This is a genomic window from Streptomyces sp. NPDC029139, from assembly GCF_055564335.1.
The window spans coordinates 119,066-142,712 of sequence record NZ_JBVHWN010000007.1; the positions used below are offsets into that span (position 1 = coordinate 119,066).

The 23,647-nt window shown below is 71.4% G+C and carries 19 protein-coding genes, 1 tRNA gene and 3 pseudogenes; 14 read left to right on the forward strand and 9 right to left on the reverse strand.

Features of this window, described 5'->3' with window-relative positions; translation table 11 throughout:
- Positions 1-273: 273 nt before the first annotated feature.
- Entirely contained in the window at positions 274-666 is a 393-nt protein-coding gene (locus ACZ4VW_RS18150) for a hypothetical protein (protein WP_467963422.1), read from the forward strand.
- An 85-nt stretch (positions 667-751) separates the two neighbouring features.
- Positions 752-1,054, forward strand: a pseudogene (locus ACZ4VW_RS18155) (tyrosine-type recombinase/integrase); the annotation flags it as partial.
- A gap of 71 nt (positions 1,055-1,125) precedes the next feature.
- On the opposite strand, the gene ACZ4VW_RS18160 reads toward ACZ4VW_RS18155, so the two are convergent.
- Positions 1,126-1,198: transfer RNA gene (locus tag ACZ4VW_RS18160), tRNA-Arg, on the reverse strand.
- 383 nt (positions 1,199-1,581) lie between these two features.
- Positions 1,582-1,803: pseudogene (locus ACZ4VW_RS18165) on the reverse strand (SulP family inorganic anion transporter); the annotation flags it as partial.
- On the opposite strand from ACZ4VW_RS18165, the pseudogene ACZ4VW_RS18170 reads away from it, so the two are divergent.
- The 3 genes and pseudogenes from ACZ4VW_RS18170 to ACZ4VW_RS18180 all read left to right on the forward strand — a co-directional run.
- A pseudogene (locus ACZ4VW_RS18170) lies at positions 1,795-2,049 on the forward strand (MerR family transcriptional regulator); the annotation flags it as partial. The pseudogenes ACZ4VW_RS18165 and ACZ4VW_RS18170 sit on opposite strands and share 9 nt — an antisense overlap.
- Before the next feature lie 220 nt (positions 2,050-2,269).
- On the forward strand, positions 2,270-2,512 hold the full coding sequence (locus tag ACZ4VW_RS18175) for a hypothetical protein (RefSeq protein WP_467963424.1): 243 nt from the start codon (positions 2,270-2,272) through the stop codon (positions 2,510-2,512).
- A gap of 11 nt (positions 2,513-2,523) precedes the next feature.
- Positions 2,524-3,189: a hypothetical protein gene (locus ACZ4VW_RS18180; RefSeq protein WP_467963426.1), complete on the forward strand. Its 666-nt coding sequence runs from the start codon at positions 2,524-2,526 to the stop codon at positions 3,187-3,189.
- Between the two features lie 13 nt (positions 3,190-3,202).
- On the opposite strand, the gene ACZ4VW_RS18185 is transcribed toward ACZ4VW_RS18180, so the two are convergent.
- Positions 3,203-3,370: a hypothetical protein gene (locus ACZ4VW_RS18185; RefSeq protein WP_467963428.1), complete on the reverse strand. Its 168-nt coding sequence runs from the start codon at positions 3,368-3,370 to the stop codon at positions 3,203-3,205.
- A 595-nt stretch (positions 3,371-3,965) separates the two neighbouring features.
- Here ACZ4VW_RS18185 and ACZ4VW_RS18190 point away from each other — a divergent pair.
- Positions 3,966-5,684 carry a class I adenylate-forming enzyme family protein gene (locus tag ACZ4VW_RS18190; protein WP_467963430.1) on the forward strand — a complete coding sequence of 573 codons (1,719 nt, stop codon included), beginning with the start codon at positions 3,966-3,968 and terminating at the stop codon, positions 5,682-5,684.
- Here ACZ4VW_RS18190 and ACZ4VW_RS18195 read toward each other — a convergent pair.
- Positions 5,657-6,928 carry a M6 family metalloprotease domain-containing protein gene (locus tag ACZ4VW_RS18195; protein ID WP_467963432.1) on the reverse strand — a complete coding sequence of 424 codons (1,272 nt, stop codon included), beginning with the start codon at positions 6,926-6,928 and terminating at the stop codon, positions 5,657-5,659. The two genes, ACZ4VW_RS18190 and ACZ4VW_RS18195, sit on opposite strands and share 28 nt — an antisense overlap.
- Before the next feature lie 420 nt (positions 6,929-7,348).
- Here ACZ4VW_RS18195 and ACZ4VW_RS18200 point away from each other — a divergent pair, with 420 nt between their 5' ends.
- Positions 7,349-8,038, forward strand: coding sequence for a TetR/AcrR family transcriptional regulator (locus tag ACZ4VW_RS18200; protein ID WP_467963434.1), 690 nt, complete (start codon positions 7,349-7,351; stop codon positions 8,036-8,038).
- Positions 8,039-8,399: 361 nt separating this feature from the next.
- Positions 8,400-9,941 carry an MFS transporter gene (locus ACZ4VW_RS18205; RefSeq protein WP_467963436.1) on the forward strand — a complete coding sequence of 514 codons (1,542 nt, stop codon included), beginning with the start codon at positions 8,400-8,402 and terminating at the stop codon, positions 9,939-9,941.
- Between the two features lie 51 nt (positions 9,942-9,992).
- On the opposite strand, the gene ACZ4VW_RS18210 is transcribed toward ACZ4VW_RS18205, so the two are convergent.
- Entirely contained in the window at positions 9,993-10,496 is a 504-nt protein-coding gene (locus tag ACZ4VW_RS18210) for a MarR family winged helix-turn-helix transcriptional regulator (RefSeq protein ID WP_467963438.1), read from the reverse strand.
- A gap of 102 nt (positions 10,497-10,598) precedes the next feature.
- On the opposite strand from ACZ4VW_RS18210, the gene ACZ4VW_RS18215 reads away from it, so the two are divergent.
- Together ACZ4VW_RS18215 and ACZ4VW_RS18220 are read left to right on the forward strand one after the other, a co-directional pair.
- Positions 10,599-11,387 carry a dioxygenase family protein gene (locus tag ACZ4VW_RS18215; protein ID WP_467963440.1) on the forward strand — a complete coding sequence of 263 codons (789 nt, stop codon included), beginning with the start codon at positions 10,599-10,601 and terminating at the stop codon, positions 11,385-11,387.
- A gap of 463 nt (positions 11,388-11,850) precedes the next feature.
- Positions 11,851-12,852, forward strand: a complete 1,002-nt coding sequence (locus tag ACZ4VW_RS18220) for a sigma-70 family RNA polymerase sigma factor (protein ID WP_467963442.1) — start codon at positions 11,851-11,853, stop codon at positions 12,850-12,852.
- Between the two features lie 296 nt (positions 12,853-13,148).
- Here the strand turns inward: ACZ4VW_RS18220 and ACZ4VW_RS18225 are convergent, their stop codons facing one another.
- Complete coding sequence (locus tag ACZ4VW_RS18225; protein ID WP_467963444.1) at positions 13,149-14,105, reverse strand: helix-turn-helix transcriptional regulator; 957 nt, start codon at positions 14,103-14,105, stop codon at positions 13,149-13,151.
- Positions 14,106-14,167: 62 nt separating this feature from the next.
- Here ACZ4VW_RS18225 and ACZ4VW_RS18230 point away from each other — a divergent pair, with 62 nt between their 5' ends.
- From ACZ4VW_RS18230 to ACZ4VW_RS18245, 4 genes are all read left to right on the forward strand, one after another.
- The gene (locus ACZ4VW_RS18230; RefSeq protein ID WP_467963446.1) at positions 14,168-15,781 is read left to right on the forward strand and encodes an MFS transporter; all 1,614 of its coding nucleotides are present in this window, start codon (positions 14,168-14,170) and stop codon (positions 15,779-15,781) included.
- 250 nt (positions 15,782-16,031) lie between these two features.
- Positions 16,032-16,793: a DeoR/GlpR family DNA-binding transcription regulator gene (locus tag ACZ4VW_RS18235; protein ID WP_467963448.1), complete on the forward strand. Its 762-nt coding sequence runs from the start codon at positions 16,032-16,034 to the stop codon at positions 16,791-16,793.
- Entirely contained in the window at positions 16,790-17,752 is a 963-nt protein-coding gene (pfkB, locus tag ACZ4VW_RS18240) for a 1-phosphofructokinase (protein WP_467963450.1), read from the forward strand. Before ACZ4VW_RS18235 ends, pfkB begins: the two co-directional genes overlap by 4 nt.
- Positions 17,740-20,127 (forward strand): PTS fructose transporter subunit IIABC, encoded by a 2,388-nt coding sequence (locus ACZ4VW_RS18245; RefSeq protein WP_467963452.1) that lies wholly within the window; start codon positions 17,740-17,742, stop codon positions 20,125-20,127. The genes pfkB and ACZ4VW_RS18245 overlap by 13 nt, the downstream gene beginning before the upstream one ends.
- Positions 20,128-20,256: 129 nt before the next feature.
- Here the strand turns inward: ACZ4VW_RS18245 and ACZ4VW_RS18250 are convergent, their stop codons facing one another.
- The 3 genes from ACZ4VW_RS18250 to ACZ4VW_RS18260 form a co-directional block, all read right to left on the reverse strand.
- Positions 20,257-21,093 carry a DUF6227 family protein gene (locus ACZ4VW_RS18250; protein WP_467963454.1) on the reverse strand — a complete coding sequence of 279 codons (837 nt, stop codon included), beginning with the start codon at positions 21,091-21,093 and terminating at the stop codon, positions 20,257-20,259.
- Positions 21,094-21,161: 68 nt separating this feature from the next.
- Positions 21,162-22,250, reverse strand: a complete 1,089-nt coding sequence (locus ACZ4VW_RS18255; RefSeq protein WP_467963456.1) for a P1 family peptidase — start codon at positions 22,248-22,250, stop codon at positions 21,162-21,164.
- 55 nt (positions 22,251-22,305) lie between these two features.
- A complete protein-coding gene (locus ACZ4VW_RS18260; protein ID WP_467963458.1) occupies positions 22,306-23,475 on the reverse strand; it encodes a low temperature requirement protein A in 1,170 nt (389 codons plus the stop codon).
- Positions 23,476-23,647: the final 172 nt, after the last annotated feature.

Below are 23,647 nucleotides of genomic sequence, written 5' to 3' on the forward strand. Positions count from 1 at the left end.
AACTCCCTCAGCCGCGCCGCCGCGGGCGTTGGTCGGTCGTTCATGAGGGGCACCCTGTCAGACCTCACTGACAGTTGCTCGCGCCGCCCCCTGGAGGTCGAGCACGAGCAGGACGACGACCACGGGCAGCACGACCGCGGGGCACGCGCTTCCGATCTGTCGCTCTCGCCGGGACTGTGGCGGTGGCCTGCAAGCGATGCCACAGAGTGCATGAAGCATCATGTCCGACATGCTTCTGAGCTTTGGTCCCGACCGCCAGACGCTCGACTTCACGTGCGACTGCTGCAACGCCCCATCGAGCGGGCATGGGACTTCCTTTATGCCGACGGCGCTCCCCACGCCGTGTACTTCGCGAACTGCTACCACCACGCCGATCAAGACCATGACGTGTGGATAGACGTGATTTTCGGTACCTGGGGCGCTGGACCGGACGAGTGGACGGACCACGTCGCCTTCGCGTGCCGTGTCGGCCCTGTAGCTGACCAGACATCTCCGGCCTCCACGCTGGTGACCGCCAGCCTGGCTAACCCTGACGGACCGCTCTTCGGGCTCAAGCTCGATCGTGAAGCTGCCTTGAGGCACCCGCTGCTGAAAGAGTTCTGGCAGGTCTCGGACTTCATCTTGGAGAACGATCCTCTGGTGCGAGCTCACGTCTACGGCCAGTAGAAGAACCGACGTCGACCCACCACTCCCCCAACTTCCATCCCGTCTGCCGTCGACGCACACGTATGTGGAGCGGGCACGGGCCCAGGGCCCGCAGGGCGGTCTGCTGCGGTGCAGCAACTTCCGGGACGACTGGACAGCTGCTCGGGCGAAGGCCGGCATCTCCGGGGACGGGCACTTCCACGACCTCCGCCACACCGGGAACACCCTGGCGTCCAGTGCCGGGGCCAACACGCGGGAACTGATGACCCGGATGGGGCACAGCACGACCATGGCCGCGTTGATCTACCAGCACATGACGAGCGACCGTGATCGGCACATTGCGGGGAAGCTCGGGGAGATGATCCGCCAGGCCCGTGGAGAGGGCGATCCGCCGCCTTCTGGCACGTAGGCGGCATGGCCGCGATCATGAGGAAGGGCCAGCGTCGGGGGAATGTTCCCCTGAGCTGGCCCTTCGGTCTGTGCCCCCGGCAGGATTCGAACCTGCGACACCCGCTTTAGGAGAGCGGTGCTCTATCCCCTGAGCTACGAAGGCCGGGGCTTGCCGAAAACCCCTGCCGGAAACCCCCAGAGGGGGATGCCGGACGGAGCGAGACAAACGCCCTGGTCAGGCTCTCTAGAGGCGGTGCCGGGGATCGGGTCCGGAGGGACACTTTCCCGGGCAGGCGCCCTGGAGGTCGACTGACCGCTGACAGCCTAGCGGATAGGTGTTACGGAGGTCGCCCCCCTTCGCACCCCGCGTGGTCGGATGGCGATGCTATGCGCCCTGACCTGGCATTTTCGTCGGGTGTGGGGTCGCCGCGCGAGTGCGTGATCAAGATGGCACCCTCAGGGGAGCGTGGGCGCGATGTCCGTTTCGCGGCCCTGGGTGAACAGCTCGTGGCGGCGACCTTGCTCTTGACGTTGCTGCGAGCGCCGTCAGCGTCCTCCGGTGAGTTCGCCGCTGAGTTTGTCGTGCAGGTCGGCGCTCGGGGTGATGAGGCCGGTGATCTCGACGGTCTTGCCGCGCTGGGCGTACTTGGTCTCGATGGCGTCGAGGGCGGCGACGGAGGAGGCGTCCCAGATATGGGCGGCGGACAGGTCGATGACGACCCGGTCGGGGTCGGTGGCGTAGTGGAACTGCCCGACGAAGTCGTCCGCCGGATGGAGCCGCTCGGCTTCACTCTGGATCAGATGTGCGACCTGCTGGAGGCCACCGACCGTCTCGATGCCGGCGCCGCTGTGGATGCCGACGAGCGTGAGGCTCTGCTGGAGCGTGTACGGACCTATGAGCGGGCCGCCGTCGAACAGGTGGAGAAGCTGCGTGTCCAGCTGTCCCGCGCGGAAGACTTCGCGGCCACCCTGGGCGCCCGCCTGAAACGGAACGCTCCTGTAAGCCGCTCCTGACCGCGTCATCAGGTCCACTTTCCACGCGGCTGTTCATGCCCAGCTCGACCCGACATGCACCGGCGGACGTTCTTGGTTCCATCTACGTGTGTTCGCCCTTGTGTTCGGGGGGTGTGGTTAGGGTGGCGGGCGGGGCCACTGGCGAAGGGGGGGGCCGATGTCGTTCGACGAGGAAGGGACTCAGCTCCGGGAGGGCGCAGCCGCACGCCAGGACTCCGCGATGAGGTTGAACTCCGCGGCGGCCAAGGAGCAGCCTCGGGTGGTCGGCCGTGAGGTGTCCGGCTTCGATCCCTGGCATGTGGTCGCCGACTGCGCAGGTGTTCCCACGTACTTCTCACTGGAATTCGGCCAGAGGTATCAGGACGCCGTCGGCGCGCCCGGCACCCCGCGCAGGCAGGACCTGTTCGACGACTTCGTCGAAGCCGCCGGCAAGCGGCTCGGCTGCTCCACCCCGACCTCCTGAGGACACGACACGTGACACACGCACGACACCGACTGCTGATAGCGGCCGCCCTGACGGCGGTGACTCTGGTGTCCGGCTGCCAGAGCGACGCCGGAGGCACCGGAGGCGGTGCGGCGCCGCTGAGTCTGAGCGGACTGACCAAGACCGCCGACGGGATGTCCGACGTCGGGGAGAGCACCTGCCCGCTGCCCTACGACGTGGCCGAGGCGGCGAAGGCCGCAGGCCTGAACGGGACGACAGCAGACGGGTCCGTAGAGGACGACACCGCTCCCGTCGCCACGGCCGAGGGCGGCAAGCGGGCCAGGCCATGGGAGCCGTTGGCCAAGAACCCGGGTGCTCTGGTGAGCTGCACCTTCCGCATCGGCGAGGACGACGTGCAGGTGCACACCGTCGCCACCCGCAAGCCTCAGGCGATCGCCCCGCTGGCACCGGTGGTGCAGATGCTGTCCGGATCATCCGTCGACGAGCTGGCCGGCTACATGAAGAAGGCCGGCGACGCCGAGCCCGGAGCCGTCGTCGTCTCCGACAGCGGCAACGTCGCCGCAGTGCGGCTGAAGCTCGACGGCGACGGCGACGCCTATCTCCTGGTCGGCCTCGGAGAGGCGGGGACCGGCTCCCCGGACCGCAGGCTGCAGGTCGGCGACCTCGCCGGAGCACTCGCGGGCCAGGTGCAGTAAGGCGGAGCCGGCATCACACCGCCTTATGGCGTTCCTGCGTCTTGGTGCGGCCCTCAAGGAAGATCTGGTGGCTGGTGGCGTTCTGGGAGAGGGCGAAGCCGAGGACGAAGACCTTCTGGCGCTCGACGCCGTACGCGATCATGCCGCGGTTCCAGAGGCTGAGGTCGAACTGGCTGTGCACCGACTCGGAGTCACTACGGTACGGGTAGACCAGCTGGTGGGAGAGCGTCTCCTGCGGGATCTGCTGGAGATGCTCCGCGCGGTGGAAGCCGCGTTCGTGGTCGCCGGGGATCCGCCGGCCGGTCGTGGCGTCCCGGAGGGAGCGGTCACCGGCCGTGGTGGTGATGCCCGCGGGGACGCGGTACTCGTGGTCCCCGCGCCGGCAGGGGATCCTCAGGACGTGTTACCAGCGGCTCTTGGTCACGCCGATGCGGGGCTCCAGCCGCGTGATCGGGACAGGTTGGAGAACGCGGGTGCCGTCGCCGATGCGGACGCTCTCGGTGATACGGCCTTGGTCGCACCACAGGTCGTGGCCGCTGCGGCACGGCTTGATGCGTTCGTAGAAGACGGGGCTGACCCAACCATGCCGTTTGTTGATCACCAGGAGCCCGCGGCGGGCCAGGGCGTCACGGTGGACGCCGCGCAGGGCCCCGTCGTAGATCGAAGGCCGGTAGGGGCGACAGTGTAGAGGGTGGCCGTCCTTGGGCGGGGTTGACCATCCTGGTGGGGGCGCATAGCGTCCCCGCTGGGCTGAGCGAGCGCTTAGAGAGGTGGACGTGGTCGGAGGAGAGGCGCCCGGGAGCGTCGCGGCTCGGCTGGGTGGGGCCGGAGGGCCCTTCGCCGTCGAGGGTGGGGTGTATGTCGACGGGCCCCGCACCCTGCGGGAGTTCGTCGAGGTCACCTGGGCGTACGGGGACCAGGTGTTCCTGATCTCCGACGGTGGGGAGCTGACCTACCGGGAGTTCTTCGACGCCGCCTGCGGGCTCGCCCGGCGGTTCGTCGGCGAGTACGGGTTGCGGCCGGGGGACCGGGCCGTCGTCGCGATGCGGAATCTGCCCGAGTGGCAGATCGCCTTCTGGGCCGCCCAGCTCGCCGGCCTCGTCGCCGTGCCCCTCAACGCCTGGTGGGCCGAGGCGGAGTTCGCGTACGCCCTCGACGACTGCACGCCCGGGATCCTCCTCGTCGACGGTGAGCGCGTCGAGAGGGTTCAGTGGTGGGCCCGGAAGCACGACGTGCCCGGCATCGTCTTCCAGGGGGAGGCGCGGGAGGGGTTCCAGGAATACGTACGCTACATGGACCCGTTCCTCGGGCCGCCGGCCGTCGACGTCCTGCCCGAGCACGACGCCACCATCATCTACACCTCCGGCACCACCGGCCGGCCCAAGGGCGCCGTCGCCACGCATCTCGCGCAGGCCGGGGCCGCCATGAACCCGCGGTACTACGCCTCCGCCTCCGCCCTCGGGCGCGGCATGATTCCCGGGCAGGGGCCCGCGCCCGTCTCGCTCACCACGTTCCCCTTCTTCCACGTGGCCGCGTTCACGTCGTTCTACTCCGTCATGGCCGCCGGCGGGGCCCTCGTCCTCATGCGGAGGTGGGACGCGGGCCACGCCCTGGAGCTGATCCGGCGCCACCGCGTCACCCACTACGCCGGCGTGCCGACGACCGCCCTGCAACTGCTCGACCGGGCGGAGGAGACCGGCGATCCGCTGGAGAGCCTGGTCATGCTCAACACCGGGGGCGCCGCCGCCCCGCCCGAGATCGTGGCCCGCCTCACCGCCACGTACGGGGAACGCATCGAACCCCGCAACGGCTACGGGCTCACCGAGACCTGCGGCGGCGTGTTCGCGAACTTCGGGGCCGAGTACCGCGCAGATCCCCGCAGCGTCGGCCGGCCCACGCCCGCCACCGAGGTCCGCGTCCACCGGCCCGACGCGGACGGCGTCGGGGAGCTGTGGCTGCGCGGCCAGTCCCTCGTTCGCGGGTACTGGAACGACGAGGAGGCGACGCGGGCCGCCTTCGGCGGCGACGGATGGTTCCGCACCGGCGACCTCGCCCGGCTCCACGACGGTCGCGTCACCCTCGTCGACCGGCTCAAGGACATGGTGATCCGCGGCGGTGAGAACGTGTACTGCGTGGAGGTCGAGAACGTCCTCCACGACCACCCCGCCGTCCTCGACGCCGCCGTCCTCGGCGTGCCGCACCCCACCCTGGGGGAGGAGGTCGCCGCCGTCGTACGGCTGCGGGCGGGCGCGACGGCGACCGTCGAGGAGCTCTGCGGCCACGTCGGTGCCCGTCTCGCCGCCTTCAAGGTGCCCGCCCACGTGCTCGTACGGGAAGCCGAGCTGCCCCGCAACGCCACCGGGAAGGTGCTCAAGCGGGAGCTCCGGGACCAGATCGGGGACCTGGTGGAGGGTGTGGAGGGTGTGGGGGATCTGGGGGACGCAGGGGACGTGGCCGGGCACGGGGGTCAGGAGCGCGTGACGCGGACGCGGTAGCGGCTGTCGGCGTCCTTGGCCATCACGGTGATCCGGATGCCGTTCGCCCGGTCCGTGAACGTCTCTCCCGGGCGGTACGGGGCGTCCGACAGCTCCGCGTGGACGTTCGGGCGGCGCGTGCAGCCGCCACTGTCCTTCTCGCTGTCGGCCACGGTCACCGGGCCGTGCCCCGTGTCGACGTCCGACGCGACCCGGTAGATCAGGACGCCCGGCTCGCAGACGGCCTCGTCGTTGCCGTCGCGGGTGCGGACCTCGACCGCGTACCCCGATGTCTCGGAGAGCGGTACGAAGGCGAGCTTCGGGCCCTTGGAGGTCGCCAGCGGCGTCAGCGTGTACTCGTGCGTCCCGGGCTTGGACGCGCAGCCGACCTGCTCGTCGTCGAGCCAGCCCAGCTTCCACTTGTGCCAGCCGAGCAGGTCGTTGTTGGCCCCCCAGTCCTCGGACATGATGTCCCAGTGCCCGACCGTGCCGCCGCCGTCCACGGTGTAGAGGTCGGGCAGGCCGAAGACATGGCCGTTCTCGTGCGGCAGGACGCGGTAACCGGTCTCGGCGTACGACCCCGAGCCGTCGTCCTGGCGGCTGTAGACGAAGGACGTGTTGGCGAGCGGGACGCCGTCCGCGTACGGGGCCTCGTCGTTGCCTGAGAAGGTGACCGACAGGACGGTGTCCAGGGCCGAGGGCCCGGCGTTCGGGGTGACCAGGACGTTCACCAGGTCGTAGGCGCTGAAGTCCACCTTCGGGTCGGCGGCCTTCACGATGTCCTCGACGAGCCCCCGGTAGCCCGGTTCGTACGGTGAGCCGCGCTCTATCCCGTACGAGGAGAACGGCCGCGGCATCCGCAGCCAGTCGGGTATGGGGACCTCGGGGTGGTACTGCAGGCGCCCGTACGAGCTGGTGCGGAACCAGTCGGCGGTCTTCGGGAAGAACTCGTCGAAGCGGCCGAGTGCCGTGCCGTCCCCGGCCGCGTCCGGGAAGTCGACCATCAGGTTGAGGGCCTTGATCCGGCCCGTGGAGCGGACGTAGCCGGGAGCCGTCGGCAGCCCCTCCGACATCTGCACACCCATCGTCGTCGCGATCCGGCACGGCCCGAGCGGTGCCTCTCCGGGCGCGGCGGCCACGGGGCCCGCCGAGGCCGGGGACGCGCCGGGGAGGCTCGTGCTGGCCGAGGCCAGTGCGGCGAGCGCGAGGGCTGCCGCGGCGGCGAGGACGACGGGTCTGCGTATCCGCCTACGGGTCTGCTGCATCCGGTCGCCTCTCTGGTCAGCTTCGGCCTCGGCTCTGGCTTCGGCTTCAGGTCAGCTGGTCAGCGCTGCTGTCCGATCAGCGTGATTCGAGAGGTGCGAGGGCGCGCGCCGGGTGACCCGATCGTGGGTATTTCGCGCGAGGCCGCATGAGACCGGCATGGACCAGTCTTGAACCGGCGTGGACCGGTCTTGAGACCGGTGAAGAGCCGCGTGGACCCGCGGAGGGTGGTATGGACCGGTGCGGACCGGCGTGGACCGGAGGTCGGGAGGAGTGACTCAGGTCACATGCGAGCTGGGAAATAACCGGGGACTCCATCCCCGTTTACGCCTGTGTTCGAGGAAGTGGGGAGTCAGTCCCCGGATCACCGAACGCCTGCTATCGATCACATCGATCGATCACCCATCAGAGGAGGCAGTGGCGTGACCACCGAAGCCGGCACCGTGCCCGCCCGTCGCGTGCCCCGTCCGCGCGCGGATGCCCTGCGCAACCGCGAGCGGATCGTGACGGCGGCCCGCGAGATGTTCGTCGAGTTCGGCCCGCAGGTGCCCCTCGACGAGATCGCGCGCCGCGCCGGGGTCGGCAACGCCACGCTCTACCGCAACTTCCCGGAGCGCAACGACCTCATCCACGAGGTCGTCCTCTCCGTCACGTCCCGCACCACCGACCTGGCGGACGAGGCGGCCGCGGCCGTGGACGGCGGGGAGTCCGACGCCTTCGACGCGCTGCGCCGGTTCACCCACGGCGCCGCCGACGAACGGATCGGCGCCCTGTGCCCGATGATCGACGGCACCTTCGAGATGGACCAGCCCGAACTGCTCGCCGAGCGCAAGCGGCTGGAGGCCGCCGTACAGGGCCTCGTCGACCGCGCGCACCGGTCGGGCAGGCTCCGCGCCGACGTCGGCGTCGGGGACCTGTTGGTGGCCGTCTCCCAACTGACCCGCCCGCTGCCGGGCACCGCCTGCCTGAACATGGACCGTTTCGTCCACCGCCATCTGCAGCTGTTCCTGGACGGTCTCGAAGCGCCCGCGCGCTCGGTACTTCCCGGCTCCGCCGCCACCTTGGAGGACCTGCGAGGCGATTCCCCCGCCCCCACGGCCGACGCGTCGTGACCCGGGCCGACCAGTCCGCCGGTCGGCGCCGTAAGACAGCTTCGCCACTCAACCCCACGACTCAGCCCCGTCACTCGGTCCCCGTCACTCGGTCCCGCCACTCGACCCCGCGACTCACTGCCGTCACTCGGTTCCGTAGCTCGGTCCCGCACTCCGTCCGTCACTCGATTCCGTGGCCCAGTCCCGTAACGCAGCCCCATGGTCCAGTCCCGTAACGCAGCCCATGGCCCAGGCCCGTAACGCAGCTCCGTAACCCGGCTCCCACACGCTCCGTCCGGCAGTCCCGCGACGCGCCGACTCGCCGACCCCCCCGGTACGTACGTCCCGTTTTTCCTCAACGCACCAAGAGGTGGCTACACCCATGTCCGAAACAGATCCCCGGCGCTGGAAAGCGCTGGTCTTCATCGCCCTCGCCCAGCTGATGGTCGTGCTCGACGCGACGATCGTGAACATCGCGCTGCCCTCCGCCCAGCAGGACCTGGGGATCTCGGACGGCAACCGGCAGTGGGTCATCACCGCCTACGCCCTCGCCTTCGGTGGCCTGCTGCTCTTCGGCGGCCGCATCGCCGACCTGTGGGGCCGTAAGCGCACCTTCGTCGTGGGCCTGATCGGCTTCGCCGCCGCCTCCGCGCTCGGCGGGGCCGCGACCGGCGAGGCGATGATGCTCGGTGCCCGTGCGCTCCAGGGCGCGTTCGGCGCGCTGCTCGCGCCCGCCGCGCTCTCCCTGCTCGCGGTGATGTTCACCGACGCCAAGGAGCGCGCCAAGGCGTTCGGCATCTACGGTGCGATCGCCGGTGGCGGTGGCGCCGTCGGTCTGATCCTCGGTGGCTTCCTCACCGAGTACCTGGACTGGCGCTGGACGTTCTACGTCAACATCCCCTTCGCGATCGTCGCCGCCGCGGGCGCGTACTTCGTGATCCGCGAGCCGGCCGGCGGCCGCAACCGTTCCCCGCTGGACATCCCGGGCGTGGTCCTGTCCACCCTCGGCCTGGTCGCGCTGGTCTACGGCTTCACCCGCGCCGAGTCCGCGGGCTGGTCGGACGCCACGACGGTCGGCATGTTCGTCGCCTCCGCCGTGCTGCTCGCCGCCTTCGTCCTCACCGAGGCCAAGGTGAAGTCCCCGCTGCTGCCGCTGCGCGTCCTGACCGAGCGCAACCGCGGCGGGGTGTATCTGTCGCTGGGTCTGGCCGTCATCGCGATGTTCGGTCTGTTCCTCTTCCTGACGTACTACCTCCAGGTCGTGAAGGGGTACTCGCCGGTCAAGACGGGCTTCGCGTTCCTCCCGATGATCGCGGGCATGATCGTCGGATCCACCCAGATCGGTACGCGGCTGATGATGCGGGTCCCCCCGCGCTGGCTGATGGGCCCCGGCTTCCTGACCGCCGCCGCCGGCATGCTGCTGCTCACGCAGCTGGAGATCGGCACCTCGTACGCCGGTCTGATCCTCCCCGCCCAGCTGCTGCTCGGCCTCGGCATGGGTACGGCCTTCATGCCGGCCATGTCGCTCGCCACGCACGGCGTCGACCCGCAGGACGCCGGTGTGGCCTCCGCGATGGTCAACACCTCCCAGCAGGTCGGCGGCGCCATCGGTACGGCGCTGCTGAACACGATCGCCGCCTCGGCGACGACCGCGTTCATCACCGACCACGCGGCCGGCGCCGCCACCCCCGCCGCCCAGAAGCTGCTCCAGCTCCAGGGCATGGTCGAGGGGTACGCGGCGGCCATCTGGTGGGCCGTCGGCATCCTGGTCGTCTCGGCCGTGATCGCCGCCACCTTCATCACCACCGGGAAGCCGGGGACCGGCGCGGTGGCCGCGTCCGGGTCCGGGTCGGGTTCCGGGGCCAGGTCGGGCGAGGGGTCGGGGGCCGAGGACGAGGTGAAGATCCCCGTGGTCATGCACTGATCCGTCGACGTACGGCTGCCGTTCCTGCCCTGGTTCCGCTCGAGCTCCGGCTCAGCGGAGCCAGGGCAGGTCCGCTTTCGGGTCCGTGGGCTGCAGGCCCTCCGCCATCACCTTCATGATCTCGCCGAGCTGTTCCACCTGGCGCGGGCTGAGCCGGTCGAACATCGCCTGCCGCACGGCGGCGACGTGGCCGGGGGCCGCCTGCTGCAGCACCTCGAAACCCTCGTCCGTGAGGTATGCGAACTGCCCGCGCTTGTCGGAGGGGCAGTCCTCGCGGAGCACCCAGCCGTTCTTCTCCAGGCGCGCGACGGCGTGGGAGAGCCGGGAGCGGGTGATCTTGACGGCCTTGGCGAGTTCGGTCATCCGCAGCCGTCGGCGGGGCGCCTGCGAGAGCTGGACGAGCAGGCCGTAGTAGATGTGTGGCATCCCGGCGTCGCGTTGCAACTGGCGGTCGAGATGGTCCTCGAGGAGGGTGGTGGCGTGGAGGTACGCGCGCCAGACGTGCTGCTCCTCGTCGCTGAGCCAGCGGGGCGCGTCATTGGATGCCGTGGTCATGTATCTATCCTACGGCGCATCCTTGAAAGTTGAACTAGATCGGGTTTAAGCTCGTCATGTCAGGTGAGCTTGAAACTTAAAGGATATCGGGAGGCGGTCGTCATGGACGCCACGCTGGAACGGATGCCCGCCCTCTATCTCTCGCACGGCGCCCCGCCGCTCGCGGACGACCCGGTCTGGCCCGCGGAGCTCGCCGCCTGGTCGGCCGGCCTGCCCCGCCCGAAGGCGATCCTGGTCGTCTCCGCCCACTGGGAGGAGGCCCCCCTCGCGCTCGGCGCGATCGAGACCGTTCCCCTCGTCTACGACTTCTGGGGCTTCCCCGAGCACTACTACCGGGTGCGGTACGCGGCTCCCGGGGCGCCCCAGCTCGCGGCGTCCGTCCGCAAGCTGCTGCACGGACCCGGCACGCCCGTGCAGGACATCCCCGACCGTGGGCTTGATCATGGCGCGTACGTGCCGCTCGTGGAGATGTTCCCGGGTGCCGACATCCCCGTACTGCAGATCTCCATGCCCACGCTCGACCCGCGGAAGCTGATGGACATCGGGCGCAGGCTCGCGCCGCTGCGGGACGAGGGCGTACTGATCGTCGGCAGTGGGTTCTTCACCCACAACCTGGCCGCGCTCCGGCATCCGGGGCCGGGGGTGCCGGGCTGGTCGGCGGAGTTCGACGACTGGGGGCGGCATGCCCTGGAGGCCCAGGACGTCGACGCGCTCCTCGACTTCCCGCACAAGTCCCCGGCGGGCCGGCTCGCCCACCCGCGTACGGAGCACTTCGCGCCGTTGTTCGTCACGCTCGGCGCGGCGGACGCGGCGGGGGATCTGGGGGGCGGGCGGAGCGTGATCGAGGGGTTCTGGATGGGGCTGGCGAAGCGCTCGGTCCAGTTCGGGTAGAGCGCAGGCCCTGTTTTCGGTGCCGGGGGCCGGGTAGGGCGCGTAAGAGCGGCACAAGAGCGCGGGAGAGGCGCGTGAGAGCCGTGGAGGGCCGCGGGAAAGCCGTGGGAGGGCCCCCTGAGAGCCCCTGAGGGCCGCGGGAGAGTCGCGGGAGCAACCAGAGGGTGGTGCGGGGCGTCTTCTGGTACGGAAGGGCTTGCCGCCCTGGGGCGGAGAACGACTCGCCTCCCCGGACGCGGTGACTCGCCGCCATGAGCGCCGTCAGGTCACCCTCCGTGCCCGCCCTGACCTGCGTCTCTGTGGGTTCAGGGGCCACGTATCCCCCTCAGGGGCCGGACAGGGTACTGCATGATCCCGAAAATCGATGAGCCGCGTGGGAATTCTGTCCTGATTCCAGTCGTTGTTTCCGTCGGATGCAGGGCACCCGAAAGGGTGTCGCGACCTACTCAGCAAGGGAGCACGCATGGCAACCCGTGCCGTCGCCCGTCGTTCGTCCGCCACCAGCGGTAGCAGCACGCGGGCAAGCAGCGTTCGCGCCGTGGGCGGGGAGATCGCCGACCGCGACCTGGTCGGCATGTATCTCGACGAGATCGCACGCACGCCCCTGCTCGACGCCGCCAAGGAGGTCGAGCTCTCCCAGACGATCGAGGCGGGCGTGTACGCCCGGCAGATCCTGGAGGGAGAGGTCGAGAGCGAGGGGGCGGGCGCGTCCCGCGAGGAGCTCGAAGCGCTGGTCGCTGCGGGCGAGCGTGCCAAGGACCTCTTCATCAAGTCCAACCTGCGACTCGTCGTCGCGGTCGCGCGGCGCTATCCGCGCAGTGGACTGCCGCTGCTCGACCTGATCCAGGAGGGGAACGCGGGCCTGGTGCGCGCGGTCGAGAAGTTCGACTACGCGAAGGGCTTCAAGTTCTCGACGTACGCCACGTGGTGGATCCGCCAGGCCATCACGCGGTCCATAGCCGACCAGTCGCGCACGATCCGGCTCCCCGTCCACCTGGTGGAGGAGCTCGGGCGGATCCGGCGCGTGCAGCGCGAGTTCAACCGGGAGAACGGCCGGGAGCCGGAGCCGGCCGAGATCGCGGCGGAGCTGGGTTCCACCCCGGAGCGCGTCGTGGACGTCATGGACTGGGCCCGGGACCCGGTCTCGCTGAACATGTCCGTGGACGACGAGGGCGAGACGCAGTTCGGTGACCTGCTGGAGGACACCTCGGCGGTGTCGCCGGAGCAGTCGGTGCTCACGCTGCTGCGCAGCGAGGAGCTCGACGACCTCATCGACAAGCTCGACCACCGCACGGCGTCGATCATCCGGATGCGGTACGGGATCGAGGACGGCCGGGAGCGGACGCTGACGGAGGTCGGCAAGGAGCACGGCCTGACGCGGGAGAGGATCCGCCAGATCGAGAAGCACGCGTTGCTGGAACTGAAGAAGATGGCGCGGGACACGGGCTTCGACGCGGTGGCCTAGGGCGGCCGGCGCACCCGGAGCCCGGCCCCGCGGCCAGGGCGACTGCGCCATACCGCGGCGGCGCGCGGGTTGATGTGGTGCCCCGACTGCCCAGACCCCGCTGCCGCGTCGCTTCGAGAGGCGTCCGTCTGCGCTGCTCCGCAGCGCGAAGGGCCCTCACGGGCCCCGGCCCCCTGCCCCCGCGCGAGGCCGTCTCCGCAGGCGTCCCCCCGCCCCCCGGGGCCCCCCGCGCGAGGCCGTCTCCACAGCCGTGGCGCCCCGCCCCCCGCTCCGCGCCGCCGCCCGGGCCGCCCGTTTCACCCCGTCGCGGCCGTCAGGCGGGTGGCGAGGTCCGTCACGTAGGTGATCAGGGCCGGTGGGGTGTGGATGGTGAAGGGGGCGTCGACCAGGGCCAGGCGGAGGGCGAGCCATTCCGTCGAGTCCGCCGTCGTGGTGCGCAGGCGGCAGGTGGTCGGGCCCGTCGAGGTCGGGGTCAGGTGGGGCGGGAGGCGGGACGCCACGAATTCCGTCGGGGCCTCGAAGGTGACGTCGAGTTCGAGTTCGGGCTGGGCCCGGGACATCGAGCGCGTCATGAACTCGGCCGCGCCGCCCTCCGGCAGCTCGCGCGGCGTGAACCGCGCCCCCGTCGCGAACGGGTCGGACACCCGGTCCACCCGGAACGTACGCCAGTCCTCGCGCTCCAGGTCGTACGCCACCAGGTACCACCGCCGCCCCGTCGACACGAGCCGGTACGGCTCGACCTGCCGTCGGGACTCCGTGCCGTCCCCCGCCCGATAGCCGAAACGCAGCCGCTCGTGCCCCGTCACGGCTCCCGCGAGCGCCGTCAGGGTGGACGGTGCGACGGTCGCCCCGTCCCCCCGCGTCAGCGGGATCGTCGCGTTCTGCAGGGTGGAGACCCGGTGGCGCAGCCGTGACGGCAGCACCTGCTCCAGCTTCGCCAGGGCCCGTACCGACGCCTCCTCCACCCCCTCGATCGCGTGCCCCGCCCCCGCCCGAAGTCCCACCGCGATCGCGACGGCCTCCTCGTCGTCCAGGAGCAGCGGCGGCATCGCCGTACCGGCGACCAGGCGGTACCCGCCCACCGCGCCCTTCGTCGCCTCGACCGGATAGCCGAGTTCCCGCAGGCGGTCGATGTCCCGCCGGATCGTGCGGGCGGAGACATCGAGCCGGTCGGCCAGTTCGCTGCCCGGCCACTCGCGCGGTGTCTGGAGCAGCGACAGCAGATTCAGAAGTCGTGCCGGAGTATCCGTCATGTGTTCCAGGATGCCGCTCATCTAGGACATGACCTGACCTATATGGCCTCTATCTTCATCGTATGAGTTCACACGACGCCGTCCCGGAAACGGTCAAGGAAGAAGCAGCCCCCGAAGCGGCCACGGCCACCGCCACGGCCACCGCCTCGGAAGCGGTCGCCGACCGGCGGCGCTGGGTCGCCCTCGCCATCGTCATGACCGCTGCCTTCATGGATCTGGTCGACGCCACGATCGTCAACATCGCGATCCCGAGCATCGAGCGCGACCTCGGCGCCTCCTTCGGCGCCATCCAGTGGATCACCGCCGGTTACGCCCTCGCGTTCGCCGCCGGCCTGATCACGGGTGGACGGCTCGGCGACATCTACGGCCGCAAGCGGCTGTTCCTCCTCGGCACCGCCGGCTTCACCCTCGCCTCCGCGCTCTGCGGCTTCGCCGCCAGTCCGGAGATGCTGGTCGCCTCCCGCCTGCTCCAGGGCGCCGCGGCGGCGATGATGGTGCCGCAGGTCCTGTCGATCATCCACGTCACCTTCCCCGCCCACGAGCGCGGCAAGGTCTTCGGGATGTTCGGCGCGATCATCGGTCTCGGCGCGGTCTCCGGCCCGCTGCTCGGCGCGCTGCTCACACAGTGGAACATCGCCGGGCTGGAGTGGCGGCCGATCTTCCTCATCAACCTGCCGGTCGGCATCGCGGGCCTGCTGCTGGGACGGAAGTTCATCACCGAGTCGAAGGCGCCCAAGGCGCTGCGTCTCGACATCGTCGGCGTCCTGCTGGTCACGCTCGCGCTGCTGATGCTGATCTACCCGCTGACGCGCGGCCGTGAGCTGGACTGGCCGCTGTGGGGCCACCTGTGCATGGCCGGCAGCCTCGTCGTGTTCGCCGCCCTCATCGCGTACGAGAAGTACAAGGTCAGGAAGGACGGCTCGCCGCTGATCGAGCTGGCGCTGTTCAAGGTGAAGAGCTTCGCGGCGGGCATCGCGGTCCAGCTGACCTTCGGTGTCGTGATGGGCATCTTCTTCCTGGTCTGGACGCTGTACATGCAGATCGGGCTCGGCTGGAGCCCGCTCAAGGCAGGTCTGACGGGCGTGCCGTTCTCCATCGCCGTCTCGACGGCGGCAGGCATGTCGGTGCAGAAGCTGGTGCCCCGCTTCGGCCGCAAGGTGCTCCAGGCGGGCGCGCTGACGATGGCCGCGGGCGTGCTGTTCTACATGGGGATGGCCGGCCGGTACGGAACCTCCATCGACCCCTGGCAGATGATCCCGCCCCTGGTGGTCATGGGCCTGGGCATGGGTCTGATCGTGGCGCCGCTGACGGACGCGGTCCTCTCGGAGGTGCCGCGTGAGCACGCGGGCTCGGCGTCCGGTCTCGTGAACACGACCGGCCAGATGGGCATGGCGCTCGGACTCGGGCTCGTGTCGGTCGTCTTCTACGGGATGATCGACGAGGAGCGTCTGGCGCAGGCTCCGGCCGAGGTGGGCGCGGCGTTCACGGACGCGTTCCAGAACGCGCTCGGGTGGGCGGCTGCGGTGCTCGCCGGGATCTTCCTGGTCATGTTCGCCCTGCCGGCGAAGCCGAAGCAGCACGTCGAAGGCGCGGAGGACGTGGATGACGCCGACGACGTGGCGGGTGCGGCGGCTCTGGAGGCCGTGACGGAGAAGGAGCCGGTGCTGACGCACTGACCCCTCACCTCTCGTGCGAGGAAGGCCCGGACCGGGAACCCTGGTCCGGGCCTTCCGGCATGCGCCGTGCGGTCCGTTCCCCGCGTCCGTCACCCGCGCCGTCACCCGCGTCCGCTACTCCTCACCACGGACGGCGCCCCGATGCCCATTCGTGTCCGTAGCGACGCCCAGGTCCGTTTACTTTCCCGAAACTCAGACGTACCCTGCTGGTGAAACCACAGGTTCGGGCATGGAACGGACGTAAAACCACATGTACGCAGCCGAGCGCCAGCAAGCGATCCTGCGGCTCGCCCGCGAGAGCGGACGCGTCGACGTCCTGTCCCTCGCCGAGGAGTTCCAGGTCACCGCCGAGACCGTGCGCCGCGACCTCAAGGCCCTCGACCGGGCCGGGCTCGTCCGCCGGGTGCACGGCGGCGCGATACCGGCCGGGCGGCTCGACTTCGAGCCCGACCTGGCCGAGCGCGAGGCCACCGCCGCCGACGAGAAGGACCGGATCGTCCGGGCCGCCGTCGCCGAACTCCCCGAGGAGGGAAGCGTCGTCCTCGACGCCGGCACCACCGTCGCCCGGCTCGCGGCCGAGTTCCCCCTCGAATGCGGTCTGACCGTCGTCACCCACGCACTGCCCGTCGCGGCCCGCCTGGCCGACCACCCGGGCATCGACCTCCACCTCGTCGGCGGCCGCGTCCGGCACCGCACCCGCGCCGCCGTCGACGCGTGGGCGCTGCGGGCGTACGGAGAGATCCGCGCCGACGTCGCCTTCCTCGGCGCCAACGGCTTCTCGCCCGACAACGGTCTCACCACCCCCGACCTCGCCGAGGCCGCCGTCAAGCGGGCCGTGATCGCCTCCGCCCGCCGCGTCGTGCTCCTCGCCGACTCGGCCAAGCACGGCCAGGAGCACTTCGCCCGCTTCGGCGACCTCACCGACGTCGATCTGCTCATCACCGACAGCGGGCTCAGCCCCGCGGACGCCGCGGCGATCGAGGCCGCGGGAACGGAAGTCGTACGCACATGATCCTCACCGTCACCCCCAACCCGTCGCTGGACCGGACGTACGAGGTCCCGGGCCTGACCCGCGGCGAGGTGCTGCGCGCCTCCGGGGAGCGCATGGACCCGGGCGGCAAGGGCGTCAACGTCTCCCGGGCCGTCGCCGCTGCCGGCCACCGTACGGTCGCCGTCGTCCCGCTCGGCGGGGCGCCCGGCGCGCTCGTCGCCCAACTCCTCGCCGACCAGGGCATCGAGGTGGCGCCGGTGCCGGTCGCCGGGCACACCCGCTCCAACATCGCGCTGGCGGAGCCGGACGGGACGCTGACGAAGGTCAACGCGCCCGGTCCGGAGCTGACTTCGGAGGAGTCCGAGACGATCCTCACCACCGTGGGCGCGTACTCGCCGGCGGCGGACTGGATCGCCTGCTGCGGCAGCCTGCCGCGGGGCCTCGCGCCCGCGTGGTACGCCGAGCTGGTCACCCGCGCCCACGGCGCGGGCGCGCGGATCGCCCTCGACACCTCGGGTCCTTCGCTCCTCGCGGCTCTCGCGGCCCGGCCGGACGTGGTCAAGCCGAACGTCGACGAGCTGGCGGAGGCGGTGGGGCGTCCGCTGTCCACCGTGGGGGACGTGGTGAAGGCGGCGGAGGAGCTGCGGGAGCGCGGGGCGGCGACGGTCCTGGCGAGCCTGGGGGCGGACGGCCAGCTGCTGGTCTCGGACACCGGCATCTGGTTCGGCACCGCGGAGGTGGAGGCCGTCCGGTCCAACGTGGGCGCGGGCGACGCGTCCCTGGCCGGGTTCCTCGCGGCGGGGGGAGAGGGCCCGGAGGCCCTCGCGGCGGCGATCGCGCACGGCGCGGCGGCCGTCCAGCTGCCGGGGAGCGAGATGCCCACCCCGGCCGATCTGAACCCGTCCGCGGTCACGGTGACCGGCGACGTACCCCTCGACCGAGTACTCAGCGAGCAAGGGAGCCCGCGATGGGCAGGATGATCACCGCGGACCTGGTCGACCTCGACCTGTCCGCCGACAGCAAGGAAGCGGCGTCCCGCTCGCTCGCGGAGCGCATGGTCGCGCTCGGCCGGGTGACCGACCTCAACGGCTTCCTCGCGGACGTGGCGGCCCGCGAGGCCCAGATGCCGACCGGCCTCGACGGCGGCATAGGCATCCCGCACTGCCGCAGCGCGCACGTGGTGGAGCCCACCCTCGCCTTCGGCCGCTCGTCGTCGGGCGTCGACTTCGGCGCCCCGGACGGCCCGGCGGACCTGATCTTCCTGATCGCGGCTCCGGCCGGCGCGGACGACGCCCACCTCACGATCCTCTCCTCCCTGGCCCGCCAGTTGATGAACGAGGAGTTCACGTCGGCGCTGAGGTCGGCGACCTCGGTGACCGGGGCGGCGGCCCTCATCTCGGGCGAGAAGCCCCCCGCGGCCGCGCGGATCGCGGGCGACGCGGCGCCCCCCTCGAACGAGCCGACGGGGCCGGTGGCCGTACCCGCGTCTGCGCCGGTGGGCTCGGAGCACCCGGCCCCGCCGGAGGCCGTACCCGTTTCGGACCAGGCGCCGCCCTCCGTACCCGTGCCCGCGCCCGCGTCCGGGACGGCTGCCGGGACGGCTGTCGGGGTCGGAGTCGGGACGGGGGCCCGAGTCGGGACCGGGGTCGGAGTCGGGACGGGGGCCGGAGTCGGGACCGGGGCCGGAGCCGAGACCGGGGTCGGAGTCGCGCCAACGCCGGTCGGCGCCGACGGACCGTCCGCGCCCGGCGCGCCCGCCTCGCCCGCCGCGCCCGCCGCGCCTGCCGCGCCGGGCGGCGGTGCCGAGGAGTCGCGAGCCGAGGCCCCCGCCGCTGGGGGCAGCCACGAGGGCGACCATGAGGGCGACGGCGGTCGGCCGGGGTTCCGGATCGTCGCCGTCACCTCCTGTCCCACCGGGATCGCCCACACCTACATGGCCGCAGAAGCCCTCGAAAAGGCCGGCGAGGCGGTCGGCGTCGAGGTCGTCGTCGAGACGCAGGGGTCCGCCGGCTTCGCCCGGCTCGATCCGGCGGTCGTCGAGGCCGCCGACGGCGTGATCTTCGCGCACGACGTGCCCGTACGGGACAAGGAGCGCTTCGCCGGGAAGCCGACCGTCGACGTCGGCGTCAAGGCCGGCATCAACCGGCCCGCCGCGCTGATCGCCGAGGTCCGCGGCAAGGCCGAGCGCGGCGAGGTCTCCGCCGGGAGGCCCACCCCCGTCGAGAGTGCGGGGGAGCCGAGCGAGGGCTACGGCACCAGGCTGCGCAAGTGGCTCATGTCCGGGGTCAGTTACATGGTCCCCTTCGTCGCGGCCGGCGGGCTGCTCATCGCCCTCGGCTTCGCTCTCGGTGGCTGGGAGATCGGCAAGGCCCCCTCCGTCGCCGAGCACTTCGCCTGGGGGCAGGTCGACAGCTGGGCCGCCCTGATGTTCCAGATCGGCGGGCTCGCGTTCACCTTCCTCGTCCCCGTCCTGGCCGGTTACATCGCGTACGGCATGGCCGACCGCCCTGGTCTGGTCCCGGGCTTCGTCGGCGGTGCCATCGCCCTCACCATCGACGCGGGCTTCCTCGGCGGCCTCGCCGCCGGTCTGATCTCCGGCGGCACCGTCCTCGCCATCCAGAAGGTGCGGATCCCCACCGTCCTCAGAGGCATCATGCCGGTGGTGGTGATCCCACTGCTCGCGTCGATCGTCGTCGGCTTCCTGATGTTCCTGGTGATCGGCAAGCCGATCGCGAGCCTCCAGAAGGCGATGACCGACTGGCTGTCCGGCCTGTCCGGCGCCAACGCGCTCGTCCTCGGCGTCCTCCTCGGCCTGATGATGTGCTTCGACCTCGGCGGCCCCGTCAACAAGGTCGCGTACGCCTTCGCCGTCGGCGGTCTCGCCACCCCCAACGAGGGCTCGCTCAAGGTCATGGCCGCCGTGATGGCCGCCGGTATGGTGCCGCCGCTCGCCATGGCGCTGGCCACGACCGTGCGCGGCAGGCTGTTCACCAAGACCGAGCGGGAGAACGGCAAGGCGGCCTGGGTCCTCGGGGCCTCGTTCATCACCGAGGGCGCCATCCCGTTCGCCGCGGCCGACCCGCTGCGGGTCATCCCCGCGGCGATGGCCGGCGGCGCGGTCACCGGCGCCCTGTCGATGGCCTTCGAGTGCACTCTGCGGGCCCCGCACGGCGGCGTCTTCGTGATCCCGCTGATCGGCCACCCGCTGCTCTACCTGGTCGCGATCCTGGCGGGCACGCTCGTCAGCACCGCGCTGGTGATCCTCCTCAAGGGCGCGCGGAAGCCGGTTTCGGCGCGGAACGGTGACCCGGAGGACGAGCCCCGGTCCGAGCCGAAGGTGACCGTGGCGGCCTGACCGGGCTCCGCGAGGGACGGTCCCGGGGACGCCCTGAGACATCGGAGGGGCGCCGGTGGTGCCTCGGAGGGGCGATGCGCACGGCCGCGCACCGCCCCTCGGTGTGTCTCCTCCCGCTCCGGTAGGTGCTCACCGGACCCGGGCGCGGTGCTCCATCGCCTCGCGGGCCGTGTGCTCGTTCTCGTACACCTCGCACATGTGACGGCCGTCGGGCGTCGCCGTGTGCTCGACCTCCCACAGGCTCAGCTCCCCGCCGTCGAGCAGCAGGAACGCGTGCTCGTAGAGCGTGAATCCGGCGTCCCGACCGCTCTCCACCGTGCACTGGCGGCCGAACGCCTGTGTGATGTGGTGGGCGAACGCCACCCGCAGTCGGCGCGCCGTCTCCTCGCCCGGCCGGTCCGCGTTCTCCGCGCGGCGCAGCACCCGGCGCGCGTGGTCCGCGGAGTTGTCCGGGACGTACATCCGGGGCTGCGTCGGTATCGGGCAGGACAGCAGGGCGCTCAGCAGCTCCAGGTCGTCGTCGGCGTCCGGGCCGGAGGAGCGGTCGACGCCCCATCCCGGGTCGAGGCCGGTCGGCAGCCGGGAGGCGGCGAGCCGCGCCTCCTCCTCGTCCCCGTACAGCTCGTGGTGCTCGGCGCCGTCCCGGCCGGAGTTGTGCACCAGCTCCCACAGGCTGAGCGCCGTCCCGTCGGCGAGCAGATAGGTGTGGCGGTACGTGGTGCGGTGCAGCGACGCGCTGTGGTGCGAGGAGTGGAGCGCGCTGGAGTGGGCGAGGGCCGTCTCCAGTCGCTCGACCGTGGTGTCGGGCAGATCGAAGGAGTTGAGCGCCCGGCCGAGGAGCCGCTCGACCTGCGCCTCGGTCGTCTCGTACGGATCGCGAGGATTTTGCGGATCGTTCAAGAGGGTCTCCAGGCCGTCGCCGCATGTCACTTGATGCTCGCTTAACGTAGTCCCTGGGTCTGACATCGTGTCCGGGGTTCGGCAAAACGAAGGGCGTGTGCGGGAAGTTCCCGCGGTCCCGGTCGGCCTCTCCTTCAACTCCCCTTGTTGGACGGGGAGTCGACAGGGCGACCTGGCTCCCGGCCGGTGCCCGGTCCGTACAGCTCGCGGTAGGCGGGGAAGTGGCCGCCCGGACCCCTCACCCCCTGGGCGGTCTCCAGGACGGCCCGCACGATCGCCCGGGTCACTGTGTCCGCGCCCGCGGCCAGGACGTCGTTCAGGGCGAGTGGGCCCGCTTCGGCGGGCAGGTCCCGTTCGCCGGTCGCGAGGGCGAACACGGTGTCCCCGTCGTTGAGGAGATGGACGGGCCGGACGGCGCGCGCGATGCCGTCGTGCGCCGTGCCCGCGAGCTTCTGCGCCTGCGGGCGCGTCAGCACGGCGTCGGTGGCGACGACCGCGAGCGTGGTGTTCAGGGGCGGCGGGGTGTTCGTGGCCCGTGCCTCGTCGAGGAGCCGCCGTGCCCTGTCGTGGACGGCCCGGTCGGGGTAGGAGGGGCGGCCCTGGAAGTACTGGCCGTACAGCGCACCCGTCTCCGGGTCGATGGCCGAGCCGACCGCGTTGACGACGACCAGCGCGCCGACCGTGATGCCGGAGTCGAGGACCGTGCTCGCCGTACCGACCCCTCCCTTGAGCCCGCCGACGACGGCGCCGGTGCCGGCGCCGACCGCACCCGTCTCCACGCGCGCGTGGAGCTCCGTCGCCGCGGCGGCCTCCACCGCCGCGCGTCCCGTCGCGGGTCCCGGGCGGGCCGTGAAGTCGCCGCCCCGGCCGAGGTCGAAGACGCAGGCGGCGGGTACGACCGGGACCACGTGCGTGGGGTCGGGCCCGACGCGTACCCCTCGGCCCCGCTCCTCCAGCCAGGCCATCACACCGGCCGCCGACTCGAGCCCGTACGCGCTGCCGCCGGTGAGGACGACGGCCTCGATCCGCTGCACGACGTTACGGGGGTCCAGCGCGTCGGTCTCCCGGGTGCCGGGGCCGCCGCCCCGGACGTCCACGGCCGCCACGGCCCCGCCCTCCGGGGCGAGGACGACCGTGGTCCCGCTGAGCGCGTTCGGCCCGGCCACGCGCGCGTGGCCGACGCGCAGCCCGGCCACGTCCGTGAGTGCGTCGTGCTTCGTCATGGTCCTTGCGTACCACGGTTGTTCGGCCGGGGCCCGGGGCCGGAGCGGACGCGTCCTATCCGCGGGCCCGGGTGGCCGGGTTGCGGGCGGTCAGGGTCACCCCGACCGCCACGGTCGCCGCCGCGACGACACCGGCCGCCAGGACCGCCCAACGGCCGGCGAACGTGCACATCAGGATCGCGAACGAGGAGACGGGCAGGACGGCCTGCTGCGCGATGCCGACCTTGAAGTAGCGGGCGTGGAGCAGCCACACGCAGAGCAGGAACAGCGCGGTGGGGATGGTCACGGCGGCGGACGCGGCGAGGGTGGAGACATGGGCCTTGCCCACGGCCTGTTCGACGGCGATCTCGATGCCGGCGCCGATGGCGGCGGCGGAGGCGAAGATCAGATAGTGGCCGTACCCCCACAAAAATCCCTGCCGGTTGGAGGTCAGACGGTCGTGGGCGGGCACGACGAAGTACACCCACCACGCGGCGTAGACGATCAGCAGGCCGCCGGCGGCGATGGGGAGCAGCTCGTCGAGGGCGTCGTACTCCGCGACGCCCGTCTTCACGGCGACGGTCGCGGCGGCGATCGTCTCGCCGAGCACGATGATCGTGAAGAGGCCGTAGCGCTCGGCGATGTGGTGCGGGTGCCAGTGGGTGGTGACGTCCTTCTCCGCGAACACCGGGACCGCCATCTCCGCGAGGGCCATGACGAGGAAGATCCATGGCCGGGCGGACTCGGGGGCGTACAGCAGCGAGGTCCAGCCGATCTGGCAGAGGACGACCCCGCCCGCGTACCGGCGGCACATCGTGCGCTCGGCGGGGTCGCTCGCGTGGTGGGCGGCGCGCAGCCACTGGAAGGACAGGGCGAGCCGCATGACGGCGTAACCGAGCACCACGACGAGGAAGTCGTCCTCGAACGCGCGGGAGACGCCGGCGGCGAGGACGAGGACGCCGGCGATCTGGACGAGCGTGGCGAGGCGGTAGAGGACGTCGTCGTTGTCGTAGGCGGAGGCGAACCAGGTGAAGTTCATCCAGGCCCACCAGATGGCGAAGAAGACCATCGCGTAGTGGGCGAGGCCGTCGGCGGTGTGGGCCTCGGCCACGGCGTGCACGAGCTCGGCGCCGGCCTGGGCGACGGCGACGACGAAACAGAGGTCGAAGAAGAGCTCGAGCGGTGTGGCGGCGCGATGCGCCTCGGCGCGCGAGCGCGCGGTGAGGGGCAGGAACGGTTGCGTCATGCGGCTCAGCACATCAGAGGCCCCGAGGCCGCGGCCCCCACGGCACGCTGAGCGGGGCGGGCGCGGCGAGCGGGGCCGGCACGCCACGCGGAGAACGGCACTCCGGTGGGCGAGGACTCCGTCTGAGCGGCACCCTCACTCACTCGTACCCCAAAAGAGGCCAATGTCGCAC